General features: G+C 61.5%; 20 protein-coding genes and 1 riboswitch. Of the genes, 7 read left to right on the plus strand and 13 right to left on the minus strand.

The features are described 5' to 3' along the window. The first annotated feature begins 86 nt into the window (after positions 1–86). A complete protein-coding gene (gene cysE, locus BUC04_RS19130; protein WP_067664730.1) occupies positions 87–872 on the plus strand; it encodes a serine O-acetyltransferase in 786 nt (261 codons plus the stop codon). Between the two features lie 66 nt (positions 873–938). Here the strand turns inward: cysE and BUC04_RS19135 are convergent, their stop codons facing one another. The 5 genes from BUC04_RS19135 to BUC04_RS19155 form a co-directional block, all read right to left on the minus strand. Further along, entirely contained in the window at positions 939–1,637 is a 699-nt protein-coding gene (locus BUC04_RS19135) for an SGNH/GDSL hydrolase family protein (RefSeq protein WP_067664732.1), read from the minus strand. A gap of 19 nt (positions 1,638–1,656) precedes the next feature. Beyond that, complete coding sequence (locus BUC04_RS19140; protein WP_159437707.1) at positions 1,657–3,066, minus strand: FGGY family carbohydrate kinase; 1,410 nt, start codon at positions 3,064–3,066, stop codon at positions 1,657–1,659. Then, positions 3,059–4,537 carry a glycerol-3-phosphate dehydrogenase/oxidase gene (locus BUC04_RS19145; RefSeq protein WP_067664736.1) on the minus strand — a complete coding sequence of 493 codons (1,479 nt, stop codon included), beginning with the start codon at positions 4,535–4,537 and terminating at the stop codon, positions 3,059–3,061. The genes BUC04_RS19140 and BUC04_RS19145 overlap by 8 nt, the downstream gene beginning before the upstream one ends. Beyond that, a complete protein-coding gene (locus BUC04_RS19150; protein ID WP_067664738.1) occupies positions 4,534–6,114 on the minus strand; it encodes an FAD-binding oxidoreductase in 1,581 nt (526 codons plus the stop codon). Before BUC04_RS19150 ends, BUC04_RS19145 begins: the two co-directional genes overlap by 4 nt. Before the next feature lie 1,145 nt (positions 6,115–7,259). Further along, positions 7,260–8,759: an AbgT family transporter gene (locus BUC04_RS19155; protein WP_067664740.1), complete on the minus strand. Its 1,500-nt coding sequence runs from the start codon at positions 8,757–8,759 to the stop codon at positions 7,260–7,262. A gap of 374 nt (positions 8,760–9,133) precedes the next feature. Between BUC04_RS19155 and BUC04_RS19160 the strand changes: the two genes are divergently transcribed. The 3 genes from BUC04_RS19160 (at position 9,134) to BUC04_RS19170 (ending at position 11,390) form a co-directional block, all read left to right on the plus strand. After that, a complete protein-coding gene (locus tag BUC04_RS19160; RefSeq protein ID WP_159437708.1) occupies positions 9,134–9,856 on the plus strand; it encodes a class D sortase in 723 nt (240 codons plus the stop codon). A 25-nt stretch (positions 9,857–9,881) separates the two neighbouring features. Continuing rightward, positions 9,882–10,403: a hypothetical protein gene (locus BUC04_RS19165; protein WP_067664744.1), complete on the plus strand. Its 522-nt coding sequence runs from the start codon at positions 9,882–9,884 to the stop codon at positions 10,401–10,403. 147 nt (positions 10,404–10,550) lie between these two features. Beyond that, complete coding sequence (locus BUC04_RS19170) at positions 10,551–11,390, plus strand: 23S rRNA (adenine(2030)-N(6))-methyltransferase RlmJ (protein WP_067664746.1); 840 nt, start codon at positions 10,551–10,553, stop codon at positions 11,388–11,390. Between the two features lie 2 nt (positions 11,391–11,392). Here BUC04_RS19170 and BUC04_RS19175 read toward each other — a convergent pair whose 3' ends face one another. From BUC04_RS19175 to BUC04_RS19190, 4 genes are all read right to left on the minus strand, one after another. Continuing rightward, positions 11,393–11,956, minus strand: coding sequence for a NapC/NirT family cytochrome c (locus BUC04_RS19175; RefSeq protein ID WP_067664748.1), 564 nt, complete (start codon positions 11,954–11,956; stop codon positions 11,393–11,395). 101 nt (positions 11,957–12,057) lie between these two features. Beyond that, positions 12,058–12,624 (minus strand): PqiC family protein, encoded by a 567-nt coding sequence (locus BUC04_RS19180; protein ID WP_067664750.1) that lies wholly within the window; start codon positions 12,622–12,624, stop codon positions 12,058–12,060. Continuing rightward, entirely contained in the window at positions 12,621–14,258 is a 1,638-nt protein-coding gene (pqiB, locus tag BUC04_RS19185; RefSeq protein ID WP_159437709.1) for an intermembrane transport protein PqiB, read from the minus strand. Before pqiB ends, BUC04_RS19180 begins: the two co-directional genes overlap by 4 nt. Further along, positions 14,251–15,477, minus strand: coding sequence for a paraquat-inducible protein A (locus BUC04_RS19190; RefSeq protein ID WP_067664753.1), 1,227 nt, complete (start codon positions 15,475–15,477; stop codon positions 14,251–14,253). The genes pqiB and BUC04_RS19190 overlap by 8 nt, the downstream gene beginning before the upstream one ends. Positions 15,478–15,603: 126 nt before the next feature. Here BUC04_RS19190 and BUC04_RS19195 point away from each other — a divergent pair, with 126 nt between their 5' ends. Then, positions 15,604–16,260: a glutathione S-transferase family protein gene (locus BUC04_RS19195; RefSeq protein ID WP_073326100.1), complete on the plus strand. Its 657-nt coding sequence runs from the start codon at positions 15,604–15,606 to the stop codon at positions 16,258–16,260. A 174-nt stretch (positions 16,261–16,434) separates the two neighbouring features. Here BUC04_RS19195 and cspE read toward each other — a convergent pair whose 3' ends face one another. After that, positions 16,435–16,644, minus strand: a complete 210-nt coding sequence (gene cspE, locus BUC04_RS19200) for a transcription antiterminator/RNA stability regulator CspE (RefSeq protein WP_067664758.1) — start codon at positions 16,642–16,644, stop codon at positions 16,435–16,437. Positions 16,645–16,983: 339 nt separating this feature from the next. Here cspE and BUC04_RS19205 point away from each other — a divergent pair, with 339 nt between their 5' ends. Further along, positions 16,984–17,523 carry a hydrolase gene (locus BUC04_RS19205; protein ID WP_067664760.1) on the plus strand — a complete coding sequence of 180 codons (540 nt, stop codon included), beginning with the start codon at positions 16,984–16,986 and terminating at the stop codon, positions 17,521–17,523. A 44-nt stretch (positions 17,524–17,567) separates the two neighbouring features. Further along, positions 17,568–18,014, plus strand: coding sequence for a hypothetical protein (locus BUC04_RS19210; protein ID WP_143165801.1), 447 nt, complete (start codon positions 17,568–17,570; stop codon positions 18,012–18,014). Here BUC04_RS19210 and BUC04_RS19215 read toward each other — a convergent pair. The 3 genes from BUC04_RS19215 to BUC04_RS19225 are packed head-to-tail and all read right to left on the minus strand — an operon-like array spanning position 17,987 to position 20,125. Then, entirely contained in the window at positions 17,987–18,655 is a 669-nt protein-coding gene (locus BUC04_RS19215; RefSeq protein WP_067664764.1) for a M15 family metallopeptidase, read from the minus strand. The two genes, BUC04_RS19210 and BUC04_RS19215, sit on opposite strands and share 28 nt — an antisense overlap. Further along, entirely contained in the window at positions 18,649–19,782 is a 1,134-nt protein-coding gene (gene dapE / locus BUC04_RS19220; protein ID WP_067664766.1) for a succinyl-diaminopimelate desuccinylase, read from the minus strand. The genes BUC04_RS19215 and dapE overlap by 7 nt, the downstream gene beginning before the upstream one ends. Continuing rightward, positions 19,775–20,125, minus strand: coding sequence for an ArsC family reductase (locus tag BUC04_RS19225; protein WP_067664768.1), 351 nt, complete (start codon positions 20,123–20,125; stop codon positions 19,775–19,777). The genes dapE and BUC04_RS19225 overlap by 8 nt, the downstream gene beginning before the upstream one ends. A 158-nt stretch (positions 20,126–20,283) precedes the next feature. Beyond that, a riboswitch (FMN riboswitch) is annotated at positions 20,284–20,424 on the plus strand. Positions 20,425–20,471: the final 47 nt, after the last annotated feature.

A 20,471-nucleotide genomic window follows, 5' to 3' on the forward strand; every position in this document is an offset into this window, starting at 1 on the left:
TGGGCCAATTTGCGTTAAGAAAAACTGCAATACGTCCCAGCATTCCTTACTCTATTAGCCAATAGCGTTTTTTTGAGAGGTAAGGGATGAAAGATCGGATATGGCAGCAGTTGCTCGGGGAAGCGGAACTCGTTACCCGGCAGGAACCTTTGCTGACCAGTTATGTCCATACCTGCATCTTGAGCCACGCCAGTCTGGGCGGGGCCTTGAGCTTTATCCTATCGAACAAGGTGGCGGACGAAGTGATGTCCGCCATGGTGCTGCGTGAACTGCTGGAAGAGGCCTACACCCACGACCCCAGCATCATCGGCAATGCCGCCTTTGACATCGACGCCGTGTACCACCGTGACCCGGCGATCAAGGAACGACTCACCATCCTGCTGCACCTCAAGGGTTTCCAATCCATCCAGGTACACCGACTGGCCCACTACCTGTGGAACCGGGGGCGGGAGTCGCTGGCGCTGTTCCTGCAAAGCCGCAACTCCGAGGTGTATGGCATCGATATCCACCCGGCGGCCAAGATCGGCAAAGGGGTGATGTTCGATCACGCCACCGGCATCGTGGTGGGGGAAACCGCGGTGATTGAGGACAACGTCTCGATCCTGCAATCCGTCACCCTGGGGGGCACGGGCAATGAGTCCGGTGACCGTCATCCCAAGATCCGCACCGGCGTGATGATCGGTGCCGGTGCCAAGGTACTGGGTAACATCGAGGTGGGCGAGGGTGCCAAGATCGGCGCCGGCTCGGTGGTGCTGGATGCGGTGCCGCCTCACGTTACCGTGGTGGGCGTACCGGCCCGTATCGTCGGCAAGCCCGGCTGCGAGCAGCCCTGCGAGACCATGGATCAGAATTTTCTGAGCGACGGGATCTGATCACCCCCTTGAGCAAACCCAAAAAAGCAGGCCACTGGCCTGCTTTTTTTGTGGTTGCGCGTCGGTTCAGCTGCTGCAGTGCAACAGCGCTGCATCGGCCCAGAGCCGGTGGGTATTGGGGCCGGGGTGAAACTGGTCCGGTGCCAGATCGGCGTCCAGATCCGGGATGGTCAGCAAGCGCACCCCGTTGTGCTGCTGGATCAGCTGCACCAGCGCCCGGTTGTAGCCGCGACAGCGCATGCCCAGCCAGGCATTGAGAGGCCAGGGCAGGCGGGGAAAGCGCTCCATCGGTGGCAATGCGGTCAGCAGGATCTTCGGTTGGCCCTGTTGCTGCAGTGACTGGATCAGCTCAGACAGGGTCACCTGCCAGCGCCGGGCAGAGCGCACCGAGAGGATGTCATTGACCCCCAGGGAGACGATGACCAGGTCCGGCGGCGTCTGTACCTGGGCCAGCATCGGCAGGGCCTGCTCGGTGGTCAGGCCCGACTGGGCCAACAGTTGCCACTGGACCCGATGCTGGCAGGCCAGCTGGTTTACCAGGTGCCCCACCAGGGTGTGGTTGCGGTGGGGGATCCCCACCCCGGCAGCGGCGGAGTCGCCCAAGATCAGCAAGGACAACGCGCTGCCCTCGCCCTGGCTGCCGAGCCGGGGGCCCGGTGCTTCCGGCAATTGCGGGGTGCGCCAGCGTACCCAGCGCCCCTGCAACCAGAACAGCGGTGCTAACAACCACAGGGCGGATTCAGCATAACGTGAGGGACGGGGCATAGGGGTTCCTTATGGCGGCTCAGTCAGAGTGTGGCAGAACCGCGGCTTGCGGGTGGCACATCGCCTGCTGGGCGCTTTCAACGTCGGGGTGCCAGCCCAGGGCCAGTGCGCCGCACACCGCGGCTCCCAGCGCCGAGGCCTCGTTGGTGTGCATACGCTGAACAGGCAAGTTCAGATGATTGGCCAGACACTGCAACAGGGGCAGCGAGCGACTGCCTCCGCCGGCAACCCGGCAGTGACTCAGAACGATTCGATGGCGTCGGGCCAGTTGCTGTGCCTGGGTCTGGATGGTCTCCAGGATCACCGCCACAGCGGCGCGATACAGGGCAGCCAATCCCCATTGATGGTGCAGGCTGTCCAGCTCCGCCATCGCCGCGTCATCCCCCGCAAGTCGGGGCCACAGTGCCCGCAGCGACTCCACCAAGGCCGCTGCTGGCGGGTGAACCAGGCCAGCTTGCAGGCTGGCCTGGCCCGGCCCGACACTGTAACGCTGGATAAGCTGGTCCAGCATGGCCATGCCCTGTGGCAGCAGCCGTTCGGTCAGAAAGCCCTCGGGGGTGGCGGCGGGATAGGGCGGCATCAGCAAGCCGGCATTGATGGGGTCTGGGCTGTAGAGGTTGAGGCTGATGGCGCTGCCCAGACTGATGTTGAGCACACCGCGATGTTGGCCACCACAACCGAGTACCTCGCAGGCCTTGTCACCGCCGGTCACCAGTACCGGCATCGGTGTCAGCCCCAACGCCTGTTGGCTGGGAACATTGAGGGTGCCGGCCTCGCTGCCTGGCGGGAGCAGCGGATAGAGCTGGTCCGGATGCAGGCCGAACGCGGCCCAGCGCCAGTGGCCCTGCGGGTACCAGGTTTTTTGGTGATAGTTAAACGGCAGGTAACCCACCTGGCTGGCCAGCGAGTCAACGCAACGGCCCGTCAGGCGCTGGGTCAGGTAGGCTGACAGGGTTGCCAGGGTGTGGCAGCGCTGCCACTGCTTGGGTCGGTAATGGGCCAGGCGCAGTGCTGGTGCCTTGCGCCTGGCCTCTACCACGCGCTGATGCCAGGGGGGCAGCGCCAGCAGCGCGCGCCAGGGCTGTGGCAGCGGCGGTAGAGAGGGAACCTGGCGTTGGTCCGGCCACAGCAGGGCAGGCCCCAATGGCACGCCCTTAGCATCCAGTGCCAAGTAGCTGTTGCGTTGGGTGGTCAGCGCCAGGGCGGCTACCAATGTGCTGGGATGCTGGGCCCGGGCGGCACGAACCGCGTGACAGAGCGCTTGCCAGAACCGCTCTGCCGGTAGCTCTGCCCAGCCAGGATACTCGCTGAGGTAGGGGGGACTCAGTGGCTCCTTGGCCTGTCCCAGGATCTCGCCATTGGCCGCCACCAGCAGGGCACGGACACTCTGGGTGCCCACATCGACGGCGAGAATGACCGGATCAGCCATGACCGGGACCATGCCAGCGTTCGAACTCTTGCCAGTACTGCTGCCATTGCAGCTGCCATTGCGGTTGGCTCCAGCCCAGGGCGTCGTTACACAGCTGCTCTATCTCCTGCTGGTAGTCCCGCAATGATTGTCCCAGGCTCCAGCCCAGTCGCGTGCGGCGCAGAAGCAGATCGGACAGTTGCTCAATGGCACCGTGCCGGGCCCAGTAGGCCAGCTCGTGCCGATGCACCAGGCTGTCGCCAATAAGGCTGCCATCCCAGCGAGGCAGGCCTTGCAATGGCTGGTCGGCTTGCGCGGTGCGGGTCGGCAGAAGCCCCTGTTGCTGGGCCAGGGCGAGCGCTTCCTCGGCCATGGCCACGAAGGTGGTGAGCTTGCCCCCAGTGATGCTGATCAGCCCCGGTTGCTGCCATAGCAGGTGCTCCCGGCTGGCATCGGAGGGGGCCTGGTTGTCATCGCTGTTGGCCAGGATCGGGCGCAAGCCGGACCAACTGGCCAGTAGCGGTGGGGTCTTGGTTATCCCCAGTAGCGGCAGCACCTTGAGCAGGTAGCGCTGCTCCTCTTCACTGATCTGGGTCGGCTGGGCCTTATCGGCCAGATGATCCAGATCCGTGGTGCCGAGGACGCTGGCACCTGCCCAGGGGTAGCAGAACACCACGCGCCGATCTTCCGGGTGATACAGGGTCAGTGCGGCGTTGAGGGGCAGATCCCGTTGGTGGAACATCAGGTGGCTACCGCGCAGGGGACGGATAACCCGGTTCTCTGGCAGTGGGTGCAAGCCGTCTGCCCAGACACCGGCGGCGTTGATCACCATCCTGGCGTGTAAGGTTTGGTCCTGGCAGACGACACCGGTGATCTGCTCTCCGTCTCGGATCAGCTCGGTCACCGGGCTGTAGTGACGCAGTGCCGCACCGTATTGGACCGCCTCCTCCAGGGTACGCAGCACCAGGGCGGCATCATCGGCGACGGCGTCGAAGTAGTGGTGGGCGCTTTCGAAGGCACTGAAGGAGAAGCCCGGCTGCAGCTTGGACAGGCTGGCCAGATCCAGCCGTCGTGGACGATGCAGTGCCGGGGCCTGGGCAAAGTAGTGATAGAGCTTAAGGGCCAGCCCCATGGCCCAGGCCGGGGTGGGGTCGCTGCTGCGGTGAAGAAACAGATAGGGCAGGGGAGTGATCAGATCCGGCCAGCGTTGGCGCAGCTGCTCCCGGGAAGCGGCCGCCTCCCGGGTCAGGCGCCATTGCCCCTGGGCCAGGTAGCGTAGCCCGCCGTGCACCATCTTTGAGCTGAAATTGGAGGTGCCGGAGGCAAAGTCGCCACGCTCCAGCAACAGGCAGCGCCAGCCCCGCCTCGCCCCTTCCCGCAGGATCCCGGCACCGGTGATACCCCCACCGATGACAATCAGATCCCAGGGCTGCTGTGCCTGGCACTGGGCCAGACTGCGTTGTACCGCGTCAGTCAGGCTGGGCCGGCTCATGGCAGCAACACACCGGGATTGAGTCGTTGATCCGGATCCAGTTGCTGACTCAGGGCCTCCAGCGCCTGCTGTCCGGTTTGGCCTATTTCGGCACTGAGATAGGGCTTGTGGTCCTGTCCCACCCCGTGCTGATGAGAGATGGTGCCCCCCACCGCAACGATGGCTTCGCTGGCGGCCCGCTTGAGCCGTTGCCAGTGATCCAGGGCTTGCTCGGCAGAGCCGGCGTAGGGGAACAGGTAGGTGACGTACAGGCTGGCGCCTTGCGGATAGACATGGCTGATGTGGCTGAAGACCAGCACAGGTTGCCCTTGTGCGGTCAACGCGTTGTTCAGGGCAGCCTCGATGGTCTGGCGCAGCCGCTCCAGTTGATCCCAGCCGATGGCGGTTTCCAGGGTATCCAGGCAGTAGCCCGCCTGCCACAGGGGGTCGCGCAGATGGGGGGCGTCAAATCGCTTGCTCGCCCATTTCCGGCCCAGGCTGGCGCTATGCCAGACCGCGCCGGCGCCATTGAGGGCGCGCTTGATGGTGCCAACCGGACGCCGGGCTGAGGAGGAGACCGACCACACCAGCAACACCGGCGCTTGTTGGATCCCACGCAGCTTCAACAGCCGATACAGCCAGGCCCGACGACGCTCGAACAGCGACAGCATCAACTGTACTTCGCTCTCGTTGGGGTGGCTGAGGCGAAACATGCTGGCCTGGACACCCTGCTGCACCAGCTGTTGCACCGCCTGTTTGGCCCGACGCCAGTCGGGCAGGAAACTGACAAAGAACTGCTCCTTTGCCGGCTTGGGCTGCACCCGCACCGTCACCTGGGACAGGATCCCTAAGCGACCCTCTGAGCCCAGTAGCAGTTCCCGCCAGTTGGGGCCGGCGGCGCTGGCGGGTAAGGGTGGCAGCACCCAGCGATCGGTCAGGGTGTGTACCACCGCGCCAGCAAACAGCTGCTCGATGCGACCATAGCCCAGGCTCTGTTGACCGCTGGAGCGGGTGGCAACCCAGCCGCCGAGGGTGGAAAACTCAAAGGATTGGGGGAAATGACCCAGGGTATAGCCCTGGGCATTGAGTGCGGCTTCCAGTTGGGGGCCGCTGATCCCGGCACCAAAGGTGGCCAGGCGGTTTTCACTGTCCAGCCGCAGCAAGCGGTTGAAGCGGCCCATGGCGATGGTCAGCACCGGGCGTTGTCCCGGACGGGGGCTGACGTGACCGGTGACACTGGTACCGCCTCCGTAGGGGATGATATCCAGGTCCATCTCTTTGGCCAGGTTAAGGCATTGGCGCAGCTCATCGTCGTTACCGGGCTGGGCCACGGCGTCGGGCACCCGGCCGGGTTGTCCAGACTTCAGGGCGATCCAATCCGGCAGGCTTTGGCCGCGGCTGAAGGTCAGCCGGGTCATGGGGGTGCAGTCCCAGCAGGGGTGCTCAGGCAGGCGAGAGGGGGGCAACAGGGCCAGGACATCCTGCAGCGTTGCCTGGGGCGGCAGTTGCGGTGAGCCCAGGCGCTGTTCCAGCAGGGGGAAGGCACTGGGGGGCAGTGGCTGGGTATGCCGGCTCCATCCATTCCAGATCCGCTCCATCTTTCCCCCTAAACACTGCTCATCTCATTGTTAAATTTATGTAAAGTGTCGCGTAATTGCCACTGATATCTGGTCGCACGGACGGCAAAAAAAAACGGCGCCTAGGGCACCGTAAGGGTTGTCAATGGAGGAGTGTCGCCCAGTAGGGGGGCTAGAAAGCCCCGATTCGGGGATTCTGAGCTGAGCCGCAACCAAGCGAACCCTTTAAGGGTAGACAAAAATAGGATAGTGCGAGAAAAATTTCTTTAATATTCAGGCTTGAGCACCCATAAGCCTGACTTTATTGAACGTAAGTGCAGTTTCATCAGGAGTTACTGGCGGGGCTAGCGCGAGCTTGTTGTGCGTTTTCCGTTTAGAGCTCAGTGAGGTGAGGGCTATTTGAGTAACCTGTTGAAGTTACTGCAAATATATAAGATGGCCCTGTAAATGTGGCAATTTGAGCTTAAGTGTCTGATAAGTAATGTTAAATAAAAAAGGCTTTACCCGCCAGGGCAGTCGGGTTAGCTTGCACCCTGATGACGGCGGGCCGAGCCGCGGGCCAGGATGTTAGCGGTTCGGCACCACATTATAATAATCAGATGTGGATCACATAGCCTTTTAAATATAAAAATCATGCGCTTAAACACTAAGTGCAGATAATTTATGTTTTCCCGGGTGGTATGCCGTATTTTTTGCGAAAAGGGACTGATAACATCGCCAGCCGTAAACGCCTTACCCTTGTCGCCTTCTGTTTGCAGGTTGGAGAAAATAATAATGATCGATGCCTTGCTGCTCTGTATGTTGGCGATCCCCTTAACTTGGTTACTTCGTCCCTTCTTTTCAACGGCTTGGGCGTTTATTGTCGACGCGATTGAGCGTCGATTCAGTGAAAAGATCGATGATTAGAGGACGAAAAGTCCAATAAGTATTAGACTAAAGTCTAATGCTAGGTGCGACACTGACGCACCTTGGAGGTCGAAATGATAGTGAAGTCCTTGGTTGTATCAGCGTTGCTGGTGCCCATTGTATCCCCTTTGGTGGATCGCGCGATTGACGCATTGGCGAATCGTTTGGCCGATGGCCACGATAACGACAAAGATCCCCGGGGTTAAAAACCCAATACGGAACGCCCGCCTGACTCTCGTCGGCGGGCGTTTTTGTTTCTGTTAGCCAATCCCCAATGGCCACTGAAGCTGCTGCCAAAGCAGGAACAATCCGGTCCAGCACAGCAACAGGGCCAGGCTGTAGGGCAGGGCACTGCTGAGCAACAAGCCCAGGCTGAAGCGGGGCTGGTAGCGGTGCAGGTAGAGCAGGATCATCGGCAGGTAGGGATTCACCGGGCTGATCACATTGGTGGAGGAGTCCGCCAGCCGAAACGCAGCCTGAATGGTGGCAGGTTCTATGCCGCTGAGCATCAGCATCGGCAGGAACACCGGGGCCATCAGTGACCATTGAGCGGAACCGCTAAACACCAGCAGGTTGAGGCTGGCGGTCAGCAGGATGAACAGAAGCAGCGTGGTTTCCGGTGCAATGGCCCAGCTCGACAGCGCCTCGGCCCCCTGCACCGCCAGTACCACCGCCAGGTTGGTCCATTCGAAGCTGGCGATGAATTGTGCCACCACGAACAGCAGCACCAGGAAGGGGGCCATCTCCCGGATTGCCTGCTCCATCATCCGCGGCAGATCCGCCCAATGGGCCAGGGTTCCGCTGCGTCGACCGTAGGCGCAGGCGGTGGCCAGAAAGAACCCCATCAGCAGGGGTACCACGCCCCGCAGTGCCGGCGAAGGCAGCCAGCCCCCCTGCGGATTTCGCAGGCCCGACTCGGGCCACAACGCCAACACGACTAAGCCAACCAAGTAGAGCATCGCCACCAGGGCCGCGCTGCGCAGCCCCTGCCGTTGGGCAGGGGTCAGGGTCGGTTGCTGGCCCTTGGGGGCGATGGATTCTATCGGAATGGGGACGATCCTCGGCTCCACCACCTTGTGGGTCACCAAGGTGATCACCAGCACAATCAATGGCACCGACGCGCACATGAAGTACCAGTTGGCGGTGGGGGCCACTACCGCGGAGGGATCAAGGCTTTGCGCCACCTCGGTGGAGATCCCCGAGATCAGCAGATCGGTGCCGGAGATAAAGAGATTGGCGGTAAAGCCAGCGAACACGGAGACGAAGCCAACCAGCACCCCCACCAAGGGTGAGCGGCCCACCGAGTGGAACATCATTGCGGCGATGGGAGGTACCAGCACGATGGCGGCATCCGATGCCAGGTTGCCGATGATCCCGACCAGCACCACCATGGGGGTGATCCAGCCGCGGGCGCTGCGGCGCAGCAGTGCGATCATCGCCGCCTCGGCCAGGCCGGTTTGCTGTACCACCCCCAGTGCCAGCATCATGGTCAGTACCAGGCCAAGGGGCCGAAACTCGACGAAGTTGCTGATCAAGTGGGTCAGGGTGTAGCTCAGGCCGGACTGGGACAGCAACGGCTGGATGGTGACCCACTCGCCGCTGCTGGGGTGGGCCACGCCGCCTCGCCCGGCCAGCAAGGTTGAGAGCAGGGCTACGCTGGCCCACAGCAGCAGGAATAGCCAAAACGGGTGGGGAAGGCGATCGGTCAGGCGCACCAACCAGCCCTGGTCCCAGCGGGACTCTGCCTTAGGGGCCGTCACAACTGCGCTCCGAGACCACAATCGGGCTGTCTGCTGTCATCTACCAGCCTCCTGCTGGACTATCGGTTTTGCGCCACTGACCCTTGTTGTCGGCACAACATGGAAAAAAGCCATGTCAGCGAGGTTCAGAGCCGCTTTGGCACCTAGGATCTGATACCTGCCATCGTCATTGGCAGCGCCTGCTGTACAACAGCTAACCTACGCGGCCCCTGCTGGGCTGTCGAGCCAGCCGCTTTGGCCCGCCTTTACCTTACCCTGCCGTATCTTGCCGCCTTTCTGCTCCATGTTGGATAAATGCTCTGTAATGGCTCGCCATTCTGGTGTGGTGTACTAAACCTTACACATATTGAAACAAAATGCGTTGGCGGGATGGCGTGTCGAATCGGCTAGGGCGATGGCTGGAATGGGTGTGCTGGGGCATCGGCTCTGCGGCGATGCTGGCCTTTTTGCTGTCCAGGCTTCATGCCCAGGTTGGGGCGAGCGAGGGCATCGCAGAGTTTGAGCAGATGCGTCAGGCCCTGGCGGCGACGGCGGTGGCAGAGCAAAGCGAGGCCCAGCAGGGCGTTGATGCTGTCAGTGAACCCGTGGCTTCGGCAGCCGAGGACGAAACACCGGCGTTGGCAGTGCCAGAGCCCGATCAGTCACTCTGGTCCGCCGGTCGTAAAACTCACTACCAGCAAGCGCTGGAACAGGGCAGCGACAGCCCGATGGCGCTACTCACCATCGAACGTATCGACTTGACGGTGGCGGTGTTCGAAGGGGTCGAGGAGCGAATATTGAACAAAGGGGTAGGGCGGGTGCCCACCCGTGGCCAGTGGGATGGGACCCATAACCTGTCGCTGGCCGCCCACCGAGACAGCTTTTTTCGTCGGTTAGGGGAGTTGGAACTGGGTGACCGGATCCAGCTCGCCACCGTGACAGGGGAATCGCATCAGTTTGAGATCTCTGATGTGTTGATAGTCGAGCCCAAGGATGTGCATGTAATGGCGCCAATGGAAGTACCTTCAATAACCTTGATTACGTGTTACCCGTTTTACTACGTAGGTCATGCGCCACAGCGGTATATCGTCCAGGCCCGTCGCCTCGATGGGTCTTAGAACCTTCTGAATTTAGGAGTGAATTATGAAATGGTTCAAGCAAGGCCTGACTGCGGCGGCCCTGTTATCTGTGATGAGCTTTTCTGCCCATGCGGTGGATTGCAGTGACATCGAGTGGCACCAGGATGTGTTGGACAAGTTCCCGAATGCGGCGGAAGCCTGTCAATCGGTAGTGATGCGCGACGGTGAGGTGCATGTCGAGATGATCGCCGAGTTTGTGCGGATGCGCCCCAATAACCGGGCCGATCTCTTGGTTCATGCCAACGATGGCACCAAGAAAGAGGTGACGGTCAAGGTGGATAACCGCATCAAGGTGAACGATGAGGTGGCCTTTGATACCTTGCCTCGTGGTTACGAGATGCAGTTCTTTATCCCCAACGACCGTTTTGAGGTTGTGCATGCGGTGAGCCAGATGCCGGTGGAAGAGGTGGTCATCGAAGAGATCGCCTATCTGCCCTCTACCGCTTCGGTTTGGCCATTGGTAGGCAGCCTCGGGGCGATGTTCCTGGGTATCGCTGGGGCATTGCGCCTGCGTCGTCGGAAGTAAACTTGTGTTGCACACGCCAGGGGCACCCAATCGGGTGCCCCTGGCTGTTTTTATGCTCATCGCCGTCCGGATGGGCGGCAAAAGCAAGCGAGACAGTGGCAAAAGCAGTAGTATACGCCCACTTTCCTGCGGCAATTGAGGCGACCCATGCTCTCCTACCGTCACAGCTACCACGCTGGCAACCATGCAGATGTGCTCAAACACTGCGTTCAGGCTCTGATCCTGGAAGCCCTGAAGGGCAAAGAGAAACCCTTCGTGTACCACGATACCCACTCCGGGGCCGGTCGCTATGACCTCAGTGCCGAGCATGCCGAGAAGACCGGCGAGTACATCGATGGCATTGGCCGGCTATGGCAGCAAGACTGCCCGGAAGCACTGCACCCTTACCTGGCGGCAGTGAAGGCCCTCAATCCCAGTGGCAACCTGCGCTACTACCCCGGCAGCCCGCTACTGGCGGCCAAGCTGCTCAGAGAGCAGGATCGGCTGGTGATGACCGAATTGCACCCCACCGACCACCCGCGCCTGGTGCAGGAGTTTGCCGGTGATCGCCGGGCCCGGGTCTACCAGGAGGATGGCTACCAGCGGCTCAAGGCAGCCCTGCCGCCCAAGGAGCGTCGTGGTGTGGTGTTGATTGACCCGCCGTACGAGCTCAAGGGCGAGTACAACGACCTGGTCAAAGGCGTTCTGGCGGGCATCAAGCGCTGGGCCACCGGCACCTTTGCCCTGTGGTATCCGGTGGTGTATCGCCGTGACATCGAGCAGGTACAAAAGCAGCTGCAGGCCAGCGGGGTGCGCAAGATCCTGCAGATCGAGATGAACGTGATGGCGGATACCGGCGAGCGCGGCATGACCGGCTCGGGTATGATAGTGATCAATCCCCCCTGGAAGCTGGAACAGCAGATGCGCGATCTGCTGCCCTGGCTGACCGAGCGCCTGGCCCAGTCTCCCCAGGCCAACTTCAAGGTGGAGTGGTTAGTTCCGGAGTAGCCTCACCCCTTGGGATAGGGGTGCGCCACCCCTTTGTGGCAATCCACGCAGGTTCGGCGCTGGTCCGGTTCCTTTTTATAGTTGGCGGCGTGCATCCGCGCCGCCATGGTCTTCATCGCCTCCGGTGCCTCCTGGGTCACCTGGTTGTGGCAATTCTGGCAGGTGGAGGAGTCGATCCGCTTCAGGTAGGCCAGCGCCAGATCCGCCTGCTCCTTCCGATTGGCCTCCAGCCACTCCTGGGTGTTAAAGCCATCAATGGTGAGATAGCCCCAGATATCCTTCGACACTACGATCTTCTTCACCAGGTAGTTGAACGGCTCCTGGGCAATGTGGCACTGCTGACACTGCACCACCACTCCGGCCCGGTTGTTGCCGTGGGCCGAGGCCAGCACCTCATCCTTAAGCGAATGATTGCTATGGCAGGTCATGCAGAACTCGTCAGTACTGGTGGCGTGCAGGGTCTGCTGCATGGCGAAATAGCCGACCACACCGATCACCACCCCCACCGCCACCAGGGTGGAAACCGAGTACCTGCTGCTGGGTTTGAATAGCTTGCGCCAATTCATGGTGCCGCTCCTTAGGTCCAGATGAAGACTCAAGCATAGCGGCTTCGCGGGGAGGCTCCGGTTTAATCGCGGGGCCTAGGTCGGATGGTGCCAGGGCCGGGCTAGGGTTGAATCGGAGCGGAAGCCAGTTGCTGGGCGATGACGGTCATCTGCTGCTGCCACAACGCCCTCATCTGTTCGGTCATCGCTACGTAGCCTGCCTGGTCCTGTTGGGCCTGGTGCTGAAAGCTCTGTTGCCACTGCAACTGGTCACCCTGAAACAGGCTGTACTGCCCGGTCAGAAACACCTCGCCATTGGGGCTGCCAAACAACCGACTGACCTCGATGCGCAGGCGCCAGGCAGATGGGGAGGTGTGTTGCTGCCATTGCGGCAGCGCCGCTTGCAAGCTCTCCTGGGTCAGTCGCTGCAGCTGATCCTGCAGCGGGGCCGCCCAGAGCTGGTGACGACTGAGGTGCAGGTGACCCTCTGGCATCATCAACACCGGCCCCACGTGGCGCACCTGGCTGTCCAGCCGAACCGGCTCGATCCACAACTCGCCGGGACGGTCGCTGACCGACGCCATAGTGAGCGGCCGATCGCTGAGGGAGTGGTAACTGGGCGAGGGGTTGCTGCTGCAACCGACGCACAGCAGTGCAGAGAGGCCGATCAGGATTAGCAGCCGGTTCATGGGGATACCTCAATCTCAGGGTCGGGCAGGGCGTCCTCGCCCCAGACCAGGGCGTCAGGCTTGCGGCCCAGGCTGTGCATCAGTGGCTCCATCTGGTTCATCAGCCGGTTCAGCTCCGCCAGGCTTTGCTCCAGCTGGTGGTAGATGGGGGCATTGGGTTCCAGCCCTGCAAGGGTTTCGTTGAGCTGGGTCAGGGTGTTGCGCAGCTCGGGGATCAGTTGCTCTTGCTGGGTCTCGGAGAGCAAACCATTGACCTCTCCGGCGGTCACCGTCAGGGCATTCACTGTCTTATCCAGGTCTGCCACCAGTTGGTTGGTGTTGAGCAGCAATGGCTCCATCGGCAGCTCGGCGATCTTCTCCAAGACCGCATTGAGGTTGCTGGCCAGGGCGCCAAAGTCGTTTTCTACCGTGGGGATGATTGGATACGGCAGAATTTCCCCCAGGGCGACTTGCTCTGAAACGTCGGTGGGCTCGTCTTCGAAGGCAAAGGTGATCGCTTTAGCGCCGGTCAGCAGGTTGCTGGTGCCGAGGGTGGCTCTTAGGCCATTCTGCACCCACTTATCGAACTTGCTGCGCCAGGCCTCGCTGAAGCTGGCATCCAGATCGCTCTCAAATCGATCCAACTGGATAACGATGAGCACCGGGATAGCACCAGAGTCGGTTACCGCGTCAATCTCTGTGAGCGCGCGGCAGGGGACCTCTTCCACCTCTCCAATCTGAATGCCGCGATAGGTGACGGGTGAGCCCTGCATCAGCCCGGCCACCGACTGGTTGAACAGCAGCACGTACTCCAGGTCATGCTCCAGTCGACTGTCTTCCATCGCTTGGCGATCAGCAAAAAGGGTAAAAGAGTGCTCATCCTGGATCGGCCCGCCGGCTTTAACGCCTTCTGGCAGACCAAAGGTGATGCTGCCGTTAATCAGCGAATCCAGTGATTCCATGCTCATATTCAGGCCCGCCGACGAGAGGCTGACCTCCAGCCCCGGCACCTGCCAGAAACGGCTTTGCTGATTGATCAGGTCGTCGAAGGGGGAGAAGATAAAGGCCTGGGAGCGCACCTGGTCCTGGTCTGGCAGATAGGTGACACTCTCTATCTTGCCCACCTCGAAACCGCGGTAACGGATGCTGGTGCCTTCGCCGACCGACAGGCGGCGAAAGCTCATCAGTTCAATGCGGGTGCCTGGGGTATCGGGGCCGGCCACTGGCGGTGTCTCCTGCAGCTCGAAGTTACGCCTTTCCCTGCGGCTGGTACCGGGCTTGAGCTCGATGTAGGCGCCGGAGAACAGGGTCGACAGACCGCTCACACCGCTGCGGCCAACCCGGGGTTTCACCACCCAGAACAGTGAATCCTCCACCAGGGCCTCCCTGGCTTCCTTGTTGATCCGAGCCTGGATCACGGCACCGCGCAGCTCTTTGTCCAGGGCAATGGTCTTGATGGTGCCGATCTCCACGCTCTGGAGGCGGATCTTGGTTTTACCCGCCTCCAGCCCTTCGGCGTTGGCCACCGTCAGTTCGATCATCGGCCCCTGGCGCAGCCAGAAGCTCAGCACCATCCACAGGCCTATCAATACCGCGATCACCGGGATCAGCCAGATGGTGGCGATGCGGTTTCGTTTGACGCTTTTGCTATCCATGGCTTGCATCGGCACAGTGGTCCCAAATTAGGCGAGGGTCAAAGCTGGCGGCGGCGAGCATGGTCAAAACCACCACGGCAGCGAAGGAGACGGCGGCGGGTCCCGGGGTGACGTTGGCCAGCCCCTGGATCTGGATCAGCGCCGCCAGTAGGGCCACCACAAAGACATCGATCATCGACCAGCGACCAATGAACTCGGTAATGCGGTACATCCGGGTCATCTCCTGCGGTGAGTGGGGCTGGCGCCGGTACACCGTCCAGCACAACCAGGCGATGGCGATCATCTTGGCAATAGGCACAAAGACGCTGGCAATGAAGATCACCAGGGCGATGGGGTAATCCTCCAACTGCCATAGCAGCACCACGCCACCGAGGATAGTGGAGGGCTCGGCGACCCCCAAGGTGGAGGTGGTCATGATGGGGTGCACATTGGCGGGGATGTAGAGCACCACCGCCGCCAGCAAGAACGCCAGGGGCCGCTCCAAACCACCGGCCTTGCGTTGCTGCAGGGAAGCCTGGCAGCGGCGGCATCGCCCGGGCTCCAGGTTGAGCTGGTGGCAGTGGCTGCAGGGCCAAAGCGGCTGATTGGGCGCGGGATTGACTGTCTGCAATGGCCCCAGGCACTGCTGGTACAGGTAGTGGCGGTCGACGCTGGTCAGGGTCGCCAGGTAGAGGCAGACGAACAGGCAAAAGGCCCAGAAGGAGAGACCAAACTGGATATCGGCGTAGGCGGTGATCTTCACCAGCGCCACCAGCACGCCGATCAGGAACACATCCACCATCAGCCACATGCGCAGTTGATGATGCACCAACAGCAGAGGCTTGGCGTGCTCCGGTTTGTGTCCCAGCGCCAGCTGTCCATAAAGGTAGGCGATGATAACCAGGTCAATCAGCGGGAACAGCATCAGCCCCAACACCAGCAGGGTGGCCACCAGGTAGTAGTAACCCTCGGTCAGGCCACTGGTGGTCTGCCAAAACTCGATGGCGGTGGTGTTGCCCCCCTGGCTGATTCCCAAGAAGGAGAAGCAGAAGATGAGGGGAAACAGTGACAGGGCGGCGATGGCCAAGGCCAGAGGTGCCTGCAGCGGTTGGCGCGGCACATGGCGCAGAGCGTGGCCGCAACGGCGACACTTCAACGACTGGCCGGCACGGGCACGGCCCAGCCGGTAGTGCTGATTACACTCCTCGCAAAAGGTGTCGGCCGCTCCAGGCTGGCTCATTGATGGGGTATTCCCTTGGTTTATTCCATGATTAACGGATAGTTGCTGACTGGAGAAAGTCAAACCGCCCAGCCCTTGGGTTGCGTTAAGCTGGGCCAAACCCCGTGTTAAGGAAGAATCAGGATGATGACACTGTACGGCGATCCCTACTCCGGTAACTGCTACAAGGTGCTGCTGCTGGCATCGCTGCTACAGCGGCCTCTGACCCTGGTACGGGTGGATGTGGTCGGAGGGGAAGTTAAGGAGCTGATCAAGCTCAACCCCAACGCCAAGGTGCCGATCCTCAAGTGGCAAAACGCCGACGGTGCTGCGGAGACCTTGTGGGAGTCCAACGCCATTCTTCACTACCTGGCCGAGGACACCCAGTGGTTGCCCGGCGATGCCCTGACACGTGCCCGGATGCTGCAGTGGCAGTTCTTTGAGCAGTACAGTCACGAGCCCTACATCGCAGTAGCTCGCTACATTCAGCGTTTTTTGGGACTGCCCCCAGAACGACAGGCGGAGCATCAGGCCAAGCAGGCGGGTGGGCATAAGGCCCTGGCAGTGATGGAGCAGGCGCTGAGCCAGCAGCCCTATCTGTGTGGTCAGCAACCCAGTTTGGCGGACATCAGTCTTTACGCTTATACCCACGTGGCCGACGAGGGCGGTTTCGCGTTGCAGGCCTATCCGGCGATCCAGGCGTGGTTGGCTCGTATTGGCCAGTGGCCGGGATACCGGTCGATGGCGTCCTGGGACCAGGCAGAAAAAAGCCCCAGGCAAGGCATGGGGCAAACTAGGCAGTGAAGATAAGGCTGACTCACAGCGGCCGCTCGGCTGCTATGGAATACGCTGCGCAGTTTGGCTCGGCCAGGTTGCAATCCGGTGACAGCTTATTGTCAGGGGGATGACAATACCGCCGAGGGAATTTCGGGCAGAAAAAAAGCCGGCAGATGCCGGCTTTTTTCTCAATCAGGGTGCTTACACCTTGGTAACGTTCGCCGCTTGAGGACCTTTCTGGCCTTGCTCAACGTCGAAAGCAACCTTTTGGCCTTCAGCCAGGGTCTTGAAACCGTCGGACTGGATAGCGCGGAAGTGTACGAATACGTCAGCACCGCCGTTGTCCGGAGTGATAAAACCAAAACCTTTCTCTTCGTTAAACCACTTAACGGTGCCGGTAGTCTGGGACATGGGGATATTCCTATAACATCAATATTAAGCGCAACGTGCGCGGAGCGTGGCTGGCGAGTGCGCCTGGTAAGGCTTTAACACATGCGCTTTGGAGCAAATCTACAGCAGAGTCCGCGTAGGGGCGTATACAGAGACAAGGCTTCAGTGCGCAGCCACTCGCCCATAGTATCAGAACCTTGCGCAGAGTGAGTAATTATTTGGCTCGACCAGTCGGTTTCGAGTGAAAAAAAGCTTTGGTTATCGAGTGAACCGGGGTTTTTAGCCTACTACCTTGGTGCAATTGGCCGATCCGAGTAACTTGGCGAGGATGGGATCAGTGAGATCAGAGGGAGTTTGATCATGTTGAAACGAGAACAGTGTGCCCTGGTGGTGATCGATGTGCAGGGCAAGTTGGCCAGCCTGATGGTGGATGCTGAGGGCCTGATCCAGCGGTTGGCGGTGTTGATCCGCGGGGCCAGGCTATTGGATCTCCCTGTGGTGTGGGTTGAGCAAAACCCCAAGGGGCTTGGGCCCACCCATCCGACGCTACAGGCCGAGCTTGAGGGCTTGCCCTGTTACCACAAGATGGCCTTTGGCTGCGGCGCCGAACCGGAGCTGCTGGCCGCCATCAACCAGTTGGGCCGAAATCAGTTGCTGCTGTGCGGCATCGAAACCCACGTCTGCGTCTATCAGTCCGCCCGGCAACTGCTGGAGCAGGGCTTCCAGGTGGAGGTGGTGATCGATGCCGTGGCGTCTCGCACCGAGGCCAACCGACAGCTGGGGCTGGATAAGATGCAGCAACTGGGCGCCAGCCTGACCGGCATCGAGATGGCGCTGTTTGAGCTGACCGAGCGTTGTGACGATCCGGTGTTCAAGTCGGTGCTGGCCTTGGTCAAATGAGCCTGCGTCTGTGTTTGTGCCTTTTCAGCCTGATGCTGGTGTCCATGGCTTGGGCAACTCAAGCTGCTCAGCAGCTCAGTGCTGCCCAGATTGACCAGTGGGTGGCGTGCTATCAGCAGGTGCGTCAGCACCGCACGGCAGGGCTGGGGCCGGCCGAGTGTATCGAGCGGGAGTTTGGTGGCAGCGCCGGGTTCAATCAACGGGGCGATGCAGTAATGTCGCACTATCGCATCTGGGCTGGGGCTCAGGCGCATGAGGAGCTGACCGACAGCCTGCCGAAAGTGGCAGAGATACTCAGGGACAAAGCCGATAGCCAGGCATCGAAGCAGCAGGTCGATGAGTTGATGGCGCAGGCGGCGCGGCTGCTGGAGGACCCGGTCACGCGCAAGCTGATGTGGTTGCCTGAGGCCGTTGCCGAGGCGGTAGCACGGCACCAGGGGGTGTTGTCGGACTTGGCGGCCCGTCAGGCCTCGGCGATGCGAAAGCAGTAGCGGTCGATCAGTCCCGGCAGCTGCGCCAGCACGCTCTGTTTGAGCGCCAGATCGCTGCCTTCCAGCAGCTCGGCCAGGGCCTGGGCATCAAACTGCTTCAGCGCCGGCACGGCTAAGGGCTGGTAGCTCAGGTGCCAGGGCTCGGGCCGCACACCACCGAGATCCTCCCGGTAGGGGCGAAAGAAGCCGTAGTCCGCCATGTTCTGCTCCAGCCACTGGCTCAGCTCGTGGCAGGGCCCACCTTCCTGGTATTCCCAAGGCTCGAGTTTCAGTGCACTGGCCTCGATCCGGTTGCCGTCGTAGACATCCAGATCCGTGCCCCAATGATGACGAGAGGTGCCCGGCAGTGCCGACCAGGCCAGGATGGCGTCGAGGATGTCCGCCTCGCTCATCTGCTCCACCTGACAGGCACGTCCCTGACCATCCTGCAGCGGGCGTTCGCCCCGCGCCTTGCCGTTGAAGATCCGCTGCTGACGCTCAAACGAGCGCCAGCCGGAGCAGATGTTAAGGGCAAAGCCCGCTTCGTTGGCGCCTTTGGCCATCGCCTCAAAGGCGCGGGCGGTGCGCCGCTCCAGCCGCTGGCCCTGGCAGTCCACCAGGTGTTCATCATCCAGGCCCAGCAGTTGCGAGGGGGTCAGCACAATAGCTTCTCCATGATCCTTTGGTAACACAGCGCCAGCTCATCCAGGTCGTCCACTGAGACACACTCGTTGACCTTGTGGATAGTGGCGTTGCAGGGGCCCAGCTCCACCACTTGTGCCCCGGTGGGGGCGATAAAGCGACCGTCGGAGGTGCCGCCGGTGGTCTGGGGATCGGTGGGGGAGCCGGTGATCTCCTCGATCGCCTCGGCGGTGGCCTGTAGCAGGGCACCGTGGTCGGTCAGGAAGGGCTCACCGTTGAGCACCCAGTCCAGGTCATACTCCAGGCCGTGGCGGTCGAGGATCTCCATCACCCGCACCTTAAGGTTGTCGGCCCGGCTCTCGGTGCAGAAACGGAAGTTGAACTGGACTGACAGATCACCGGGGATCACATTAGGCGCACCGGTTCCGGCGGCGATGTTGGCGATCTGGAAGCTGGTGGGTGGGAAGAAGGCGTTGCCCTGATCCCAGACGGTGTCGGCCAGCTCTGCCAGGGCTGGAGCCGCCAGGTGCACCGGGTTGGCCGCCAGGTGAGGGTAGGCCACGTGGCCCTGCACGCCTTTGACGGTCAGCTGGCCGGTGAGACTGCCACGGCGACCGTTCTTGACCACGTCCCCCAGCTTGTTGGTGCTGGAGGGCTCGCCGACGATACACCAGTCGATCTTCTCGTTGCGCGCTTCCAGGGTCTCCACCACCTTGATGGTGCCGTTGATGAACGGCCCCTCTTCGTCGGAGGTGATGAGAAAGGCGATGGCACCGGCATGCTCCGGGTGGGCCTCGACGAAGCGTCGGGTGGCCACCAGAGCGGCGGCCAGCGAGCCCTTCATATCGGCCGCGCCGCGACCGTACAAGATGCCGTCCTTCACCACCGGCTCAAACGGCGGCGTGTGCCACTGGCGTTCGTCCCCCGGCGGCACCACGTCGGTGTGGCCGGCGAAGCAGAACAGCGGCCGGGCCTGACCACGGCGGGCCCACAGGTTGGTGGTGTCGTGAAACACCATCGACTCAATATCAAAGCCCAGCGGTGCCAGGTACTCGGCCATCATCTGCTGGCAGCCGGCGTCCTCCGGGGTGACCGAGCGCCGAGCGATCAGCGCTTTGGCCAGCTGTAGTACCTCGGACTCAGCCATGCTGAGCGATCCAGGCGTCGTAGTCGGCGGCCTTAAAGCCTACCAATACGGCACCGCTGGCTTCCAGCACCGGGCGCTTGACCAGGGTGGGGTTGGCAAGCATCAGGCGCACTGCCTTGGCCTGATCGAGATCCTGCTTGTCGCTGTCGTCCAGTGCACGCCAGCTGGTGGAGCGGGTATTCAGCAAGGTGGTGTACTCCACCTGGGTTAGCCAGCGCGCCAGGGTGTCGCTGTCCAGGCCGGCTTCGCGAAAGTCGTGGAAGTTGTGCTGGCAGCCTTGTTGGTCCAGATGTTTGCGCGCCTTGCGAACGGTGTCGCAGGACTTGATTCCGTACAGGATCATCCCTGTGCTCTCCAATTAACGGTCTGATTGGCTGGCATTGTGGCATTGCCTTTGGCAGGGCCGCAAGACGCGGGGCCATGGCCGGGCTAAATGTGACCGGCCTGGCTTGTTTGCGCCTTGGCAGGGGGCGTAGAATGGCCAAGCCCCTCGTGGGCATGTCGAATTCTCAGGGCAGGGTGCAATTCCCTACCGGCGGTGATCCCTTAGGGGCAGCCCGCGAGCGCCCGGCCTGGCCGGGGACAGCAGATCCGGTGTGACTCCGGAGCCGACGGTGACAGTCCGGATGAAAGAGAACGCGGCAACCACCTTGGTCGAGTATTCGGCCGAGGCCCGCGTCTGTCCTGAT

The organism is Ferrimonas marina (assembly GCF_900129905.1).
GTDB lineage: Bacteria > Pseudomonadota > Gammaproteobacteria > Enterobacterales > Shewanellaceae > Ferrimonas > Ferrimonas marina.

Excerpts from the sequence above, each read along its gene's own strand:
- cysE (WP_067664730.1), top strand. The coding sequence starts at position 87 with ATGAAAGATCGGATATGGCAGCAGTTGCTCGGGGAAGCGGAACTCGTT.
- BUC04_RS19135 (WP_067664732.1), bottom strand. The coding sequence starts at position 1,637 with ATGCCCCGTCCCTCACGTTATGCTGAATCCGCCCTGTGGTTGTTAGCA.
- BUC04_RS19140 (WP_159437707.1), bottom strand. The coding sequence starts at position 3,066 with ATGGCTGATCCGGTCATTCTCGCCGTCGATGTGGGCACCCAGAGTGTC.
- BUC04_RS19145 (WP_067664736.1), bottom strand. The coding sequence starts at position 4,537 with ATGAGCCGGCCCAGCCTGACTGACGCGGTACAACGCAGTCTGGCCCAG.
- BUC04_RS19150 (WP_067664738.1), bottom strand. The coding sequence starts at position 6,114 with ATGGAGCGGATCTGGAATGGATGGAGCCGGCATACCCAGCCACTGCCC.
- BUC04_RS19165 (WP_067664744.1), top strand. The coding sequence starts at position 9,882 with ATGAAATGGTTCAAGCAAGGCCTGACTGCGGCGGCCCTGTTATCTGTG.
- BUC04_RS19170 (WP_067664746.1), top strand. The coding sequence starts at position 10,551 with ATGCTCTCCTACCGTCACAGCTACCACGCTGGCAACCATGCAGATGTG.
- BUC04_RS19175 (WP_067664748.1), bottom strand. The coding sequence starts at position 11,956 with ATGAATTGGCGCAAGCTATTCAAACCCAGCAGCAGGTACTCGGTTTCC.
- BUC04_RS19180 (WP_067664750.1), bottom strand. The coding sequence starts at position 12,624 with ATGAACCGGCTGCTAATCCTGATCGGCCTCTCTGCACTGCTGTGCGTC.
- pqiB (WP_159437709.1), bottom strand. The coding sequence starts at position 14,258 with ATGGATAGCAAAAGCGTCAAACGAAACCGCATCGCCACCATCTGGCTG.
- BUC04_RS19190 (WP_067664753.1), bottom strand. The coding sequence starts at position 15,477 with ATGAGCCAGCCTGGAGCGGCCGACACCTTTTGCGAGGAGTGTAATCAG.
- BUC04_RS19195 (WP_073326100.1), top strand. The coding sequence starts at position 15,604 with ATGACACTGTACGGCGATCCCTACTCCGGTAACTGCTACAAGGTGCTG.
- cspE (WP_067664758.1), bottom strand. The coding sequence starts at position 16,644 with ATGTCCCAGACTACCGGCACCGTTAAGTGGTTTAACGAAGAGAAAGGT.
- BUC04_RS19205 (WP_067664760.1), top strand. The coding sequence starts at position 16,984 with ATGTTGAAACGAGAACAGTGTGCCCTGGTGGTGATCGATGTGCAGGGC.
- BUC04_RS19210 (WP_143165801.1), top strand. The coding sequence starts at position 17,568 with ATGGCTTGGGCAACTCAAGCTGCTCAGCAGCTCAGTGCTGCCCAGATT.
- dapE (WP_067664766.1), bottom strand. The coding sequence starts at position 19,782 with ATGGCTGAGTCCGAGGTACTACAGCTGGCCAAAGCGCTGATCGCTCGG.
- BUC04_RS19225 (WP_067664768.1), bottom strand. The coding sequence starts at position 20,125 with ATGATCCTGTACGGAATCAAGTCCTGCGACACCGTTCGCAAGGCGCGC.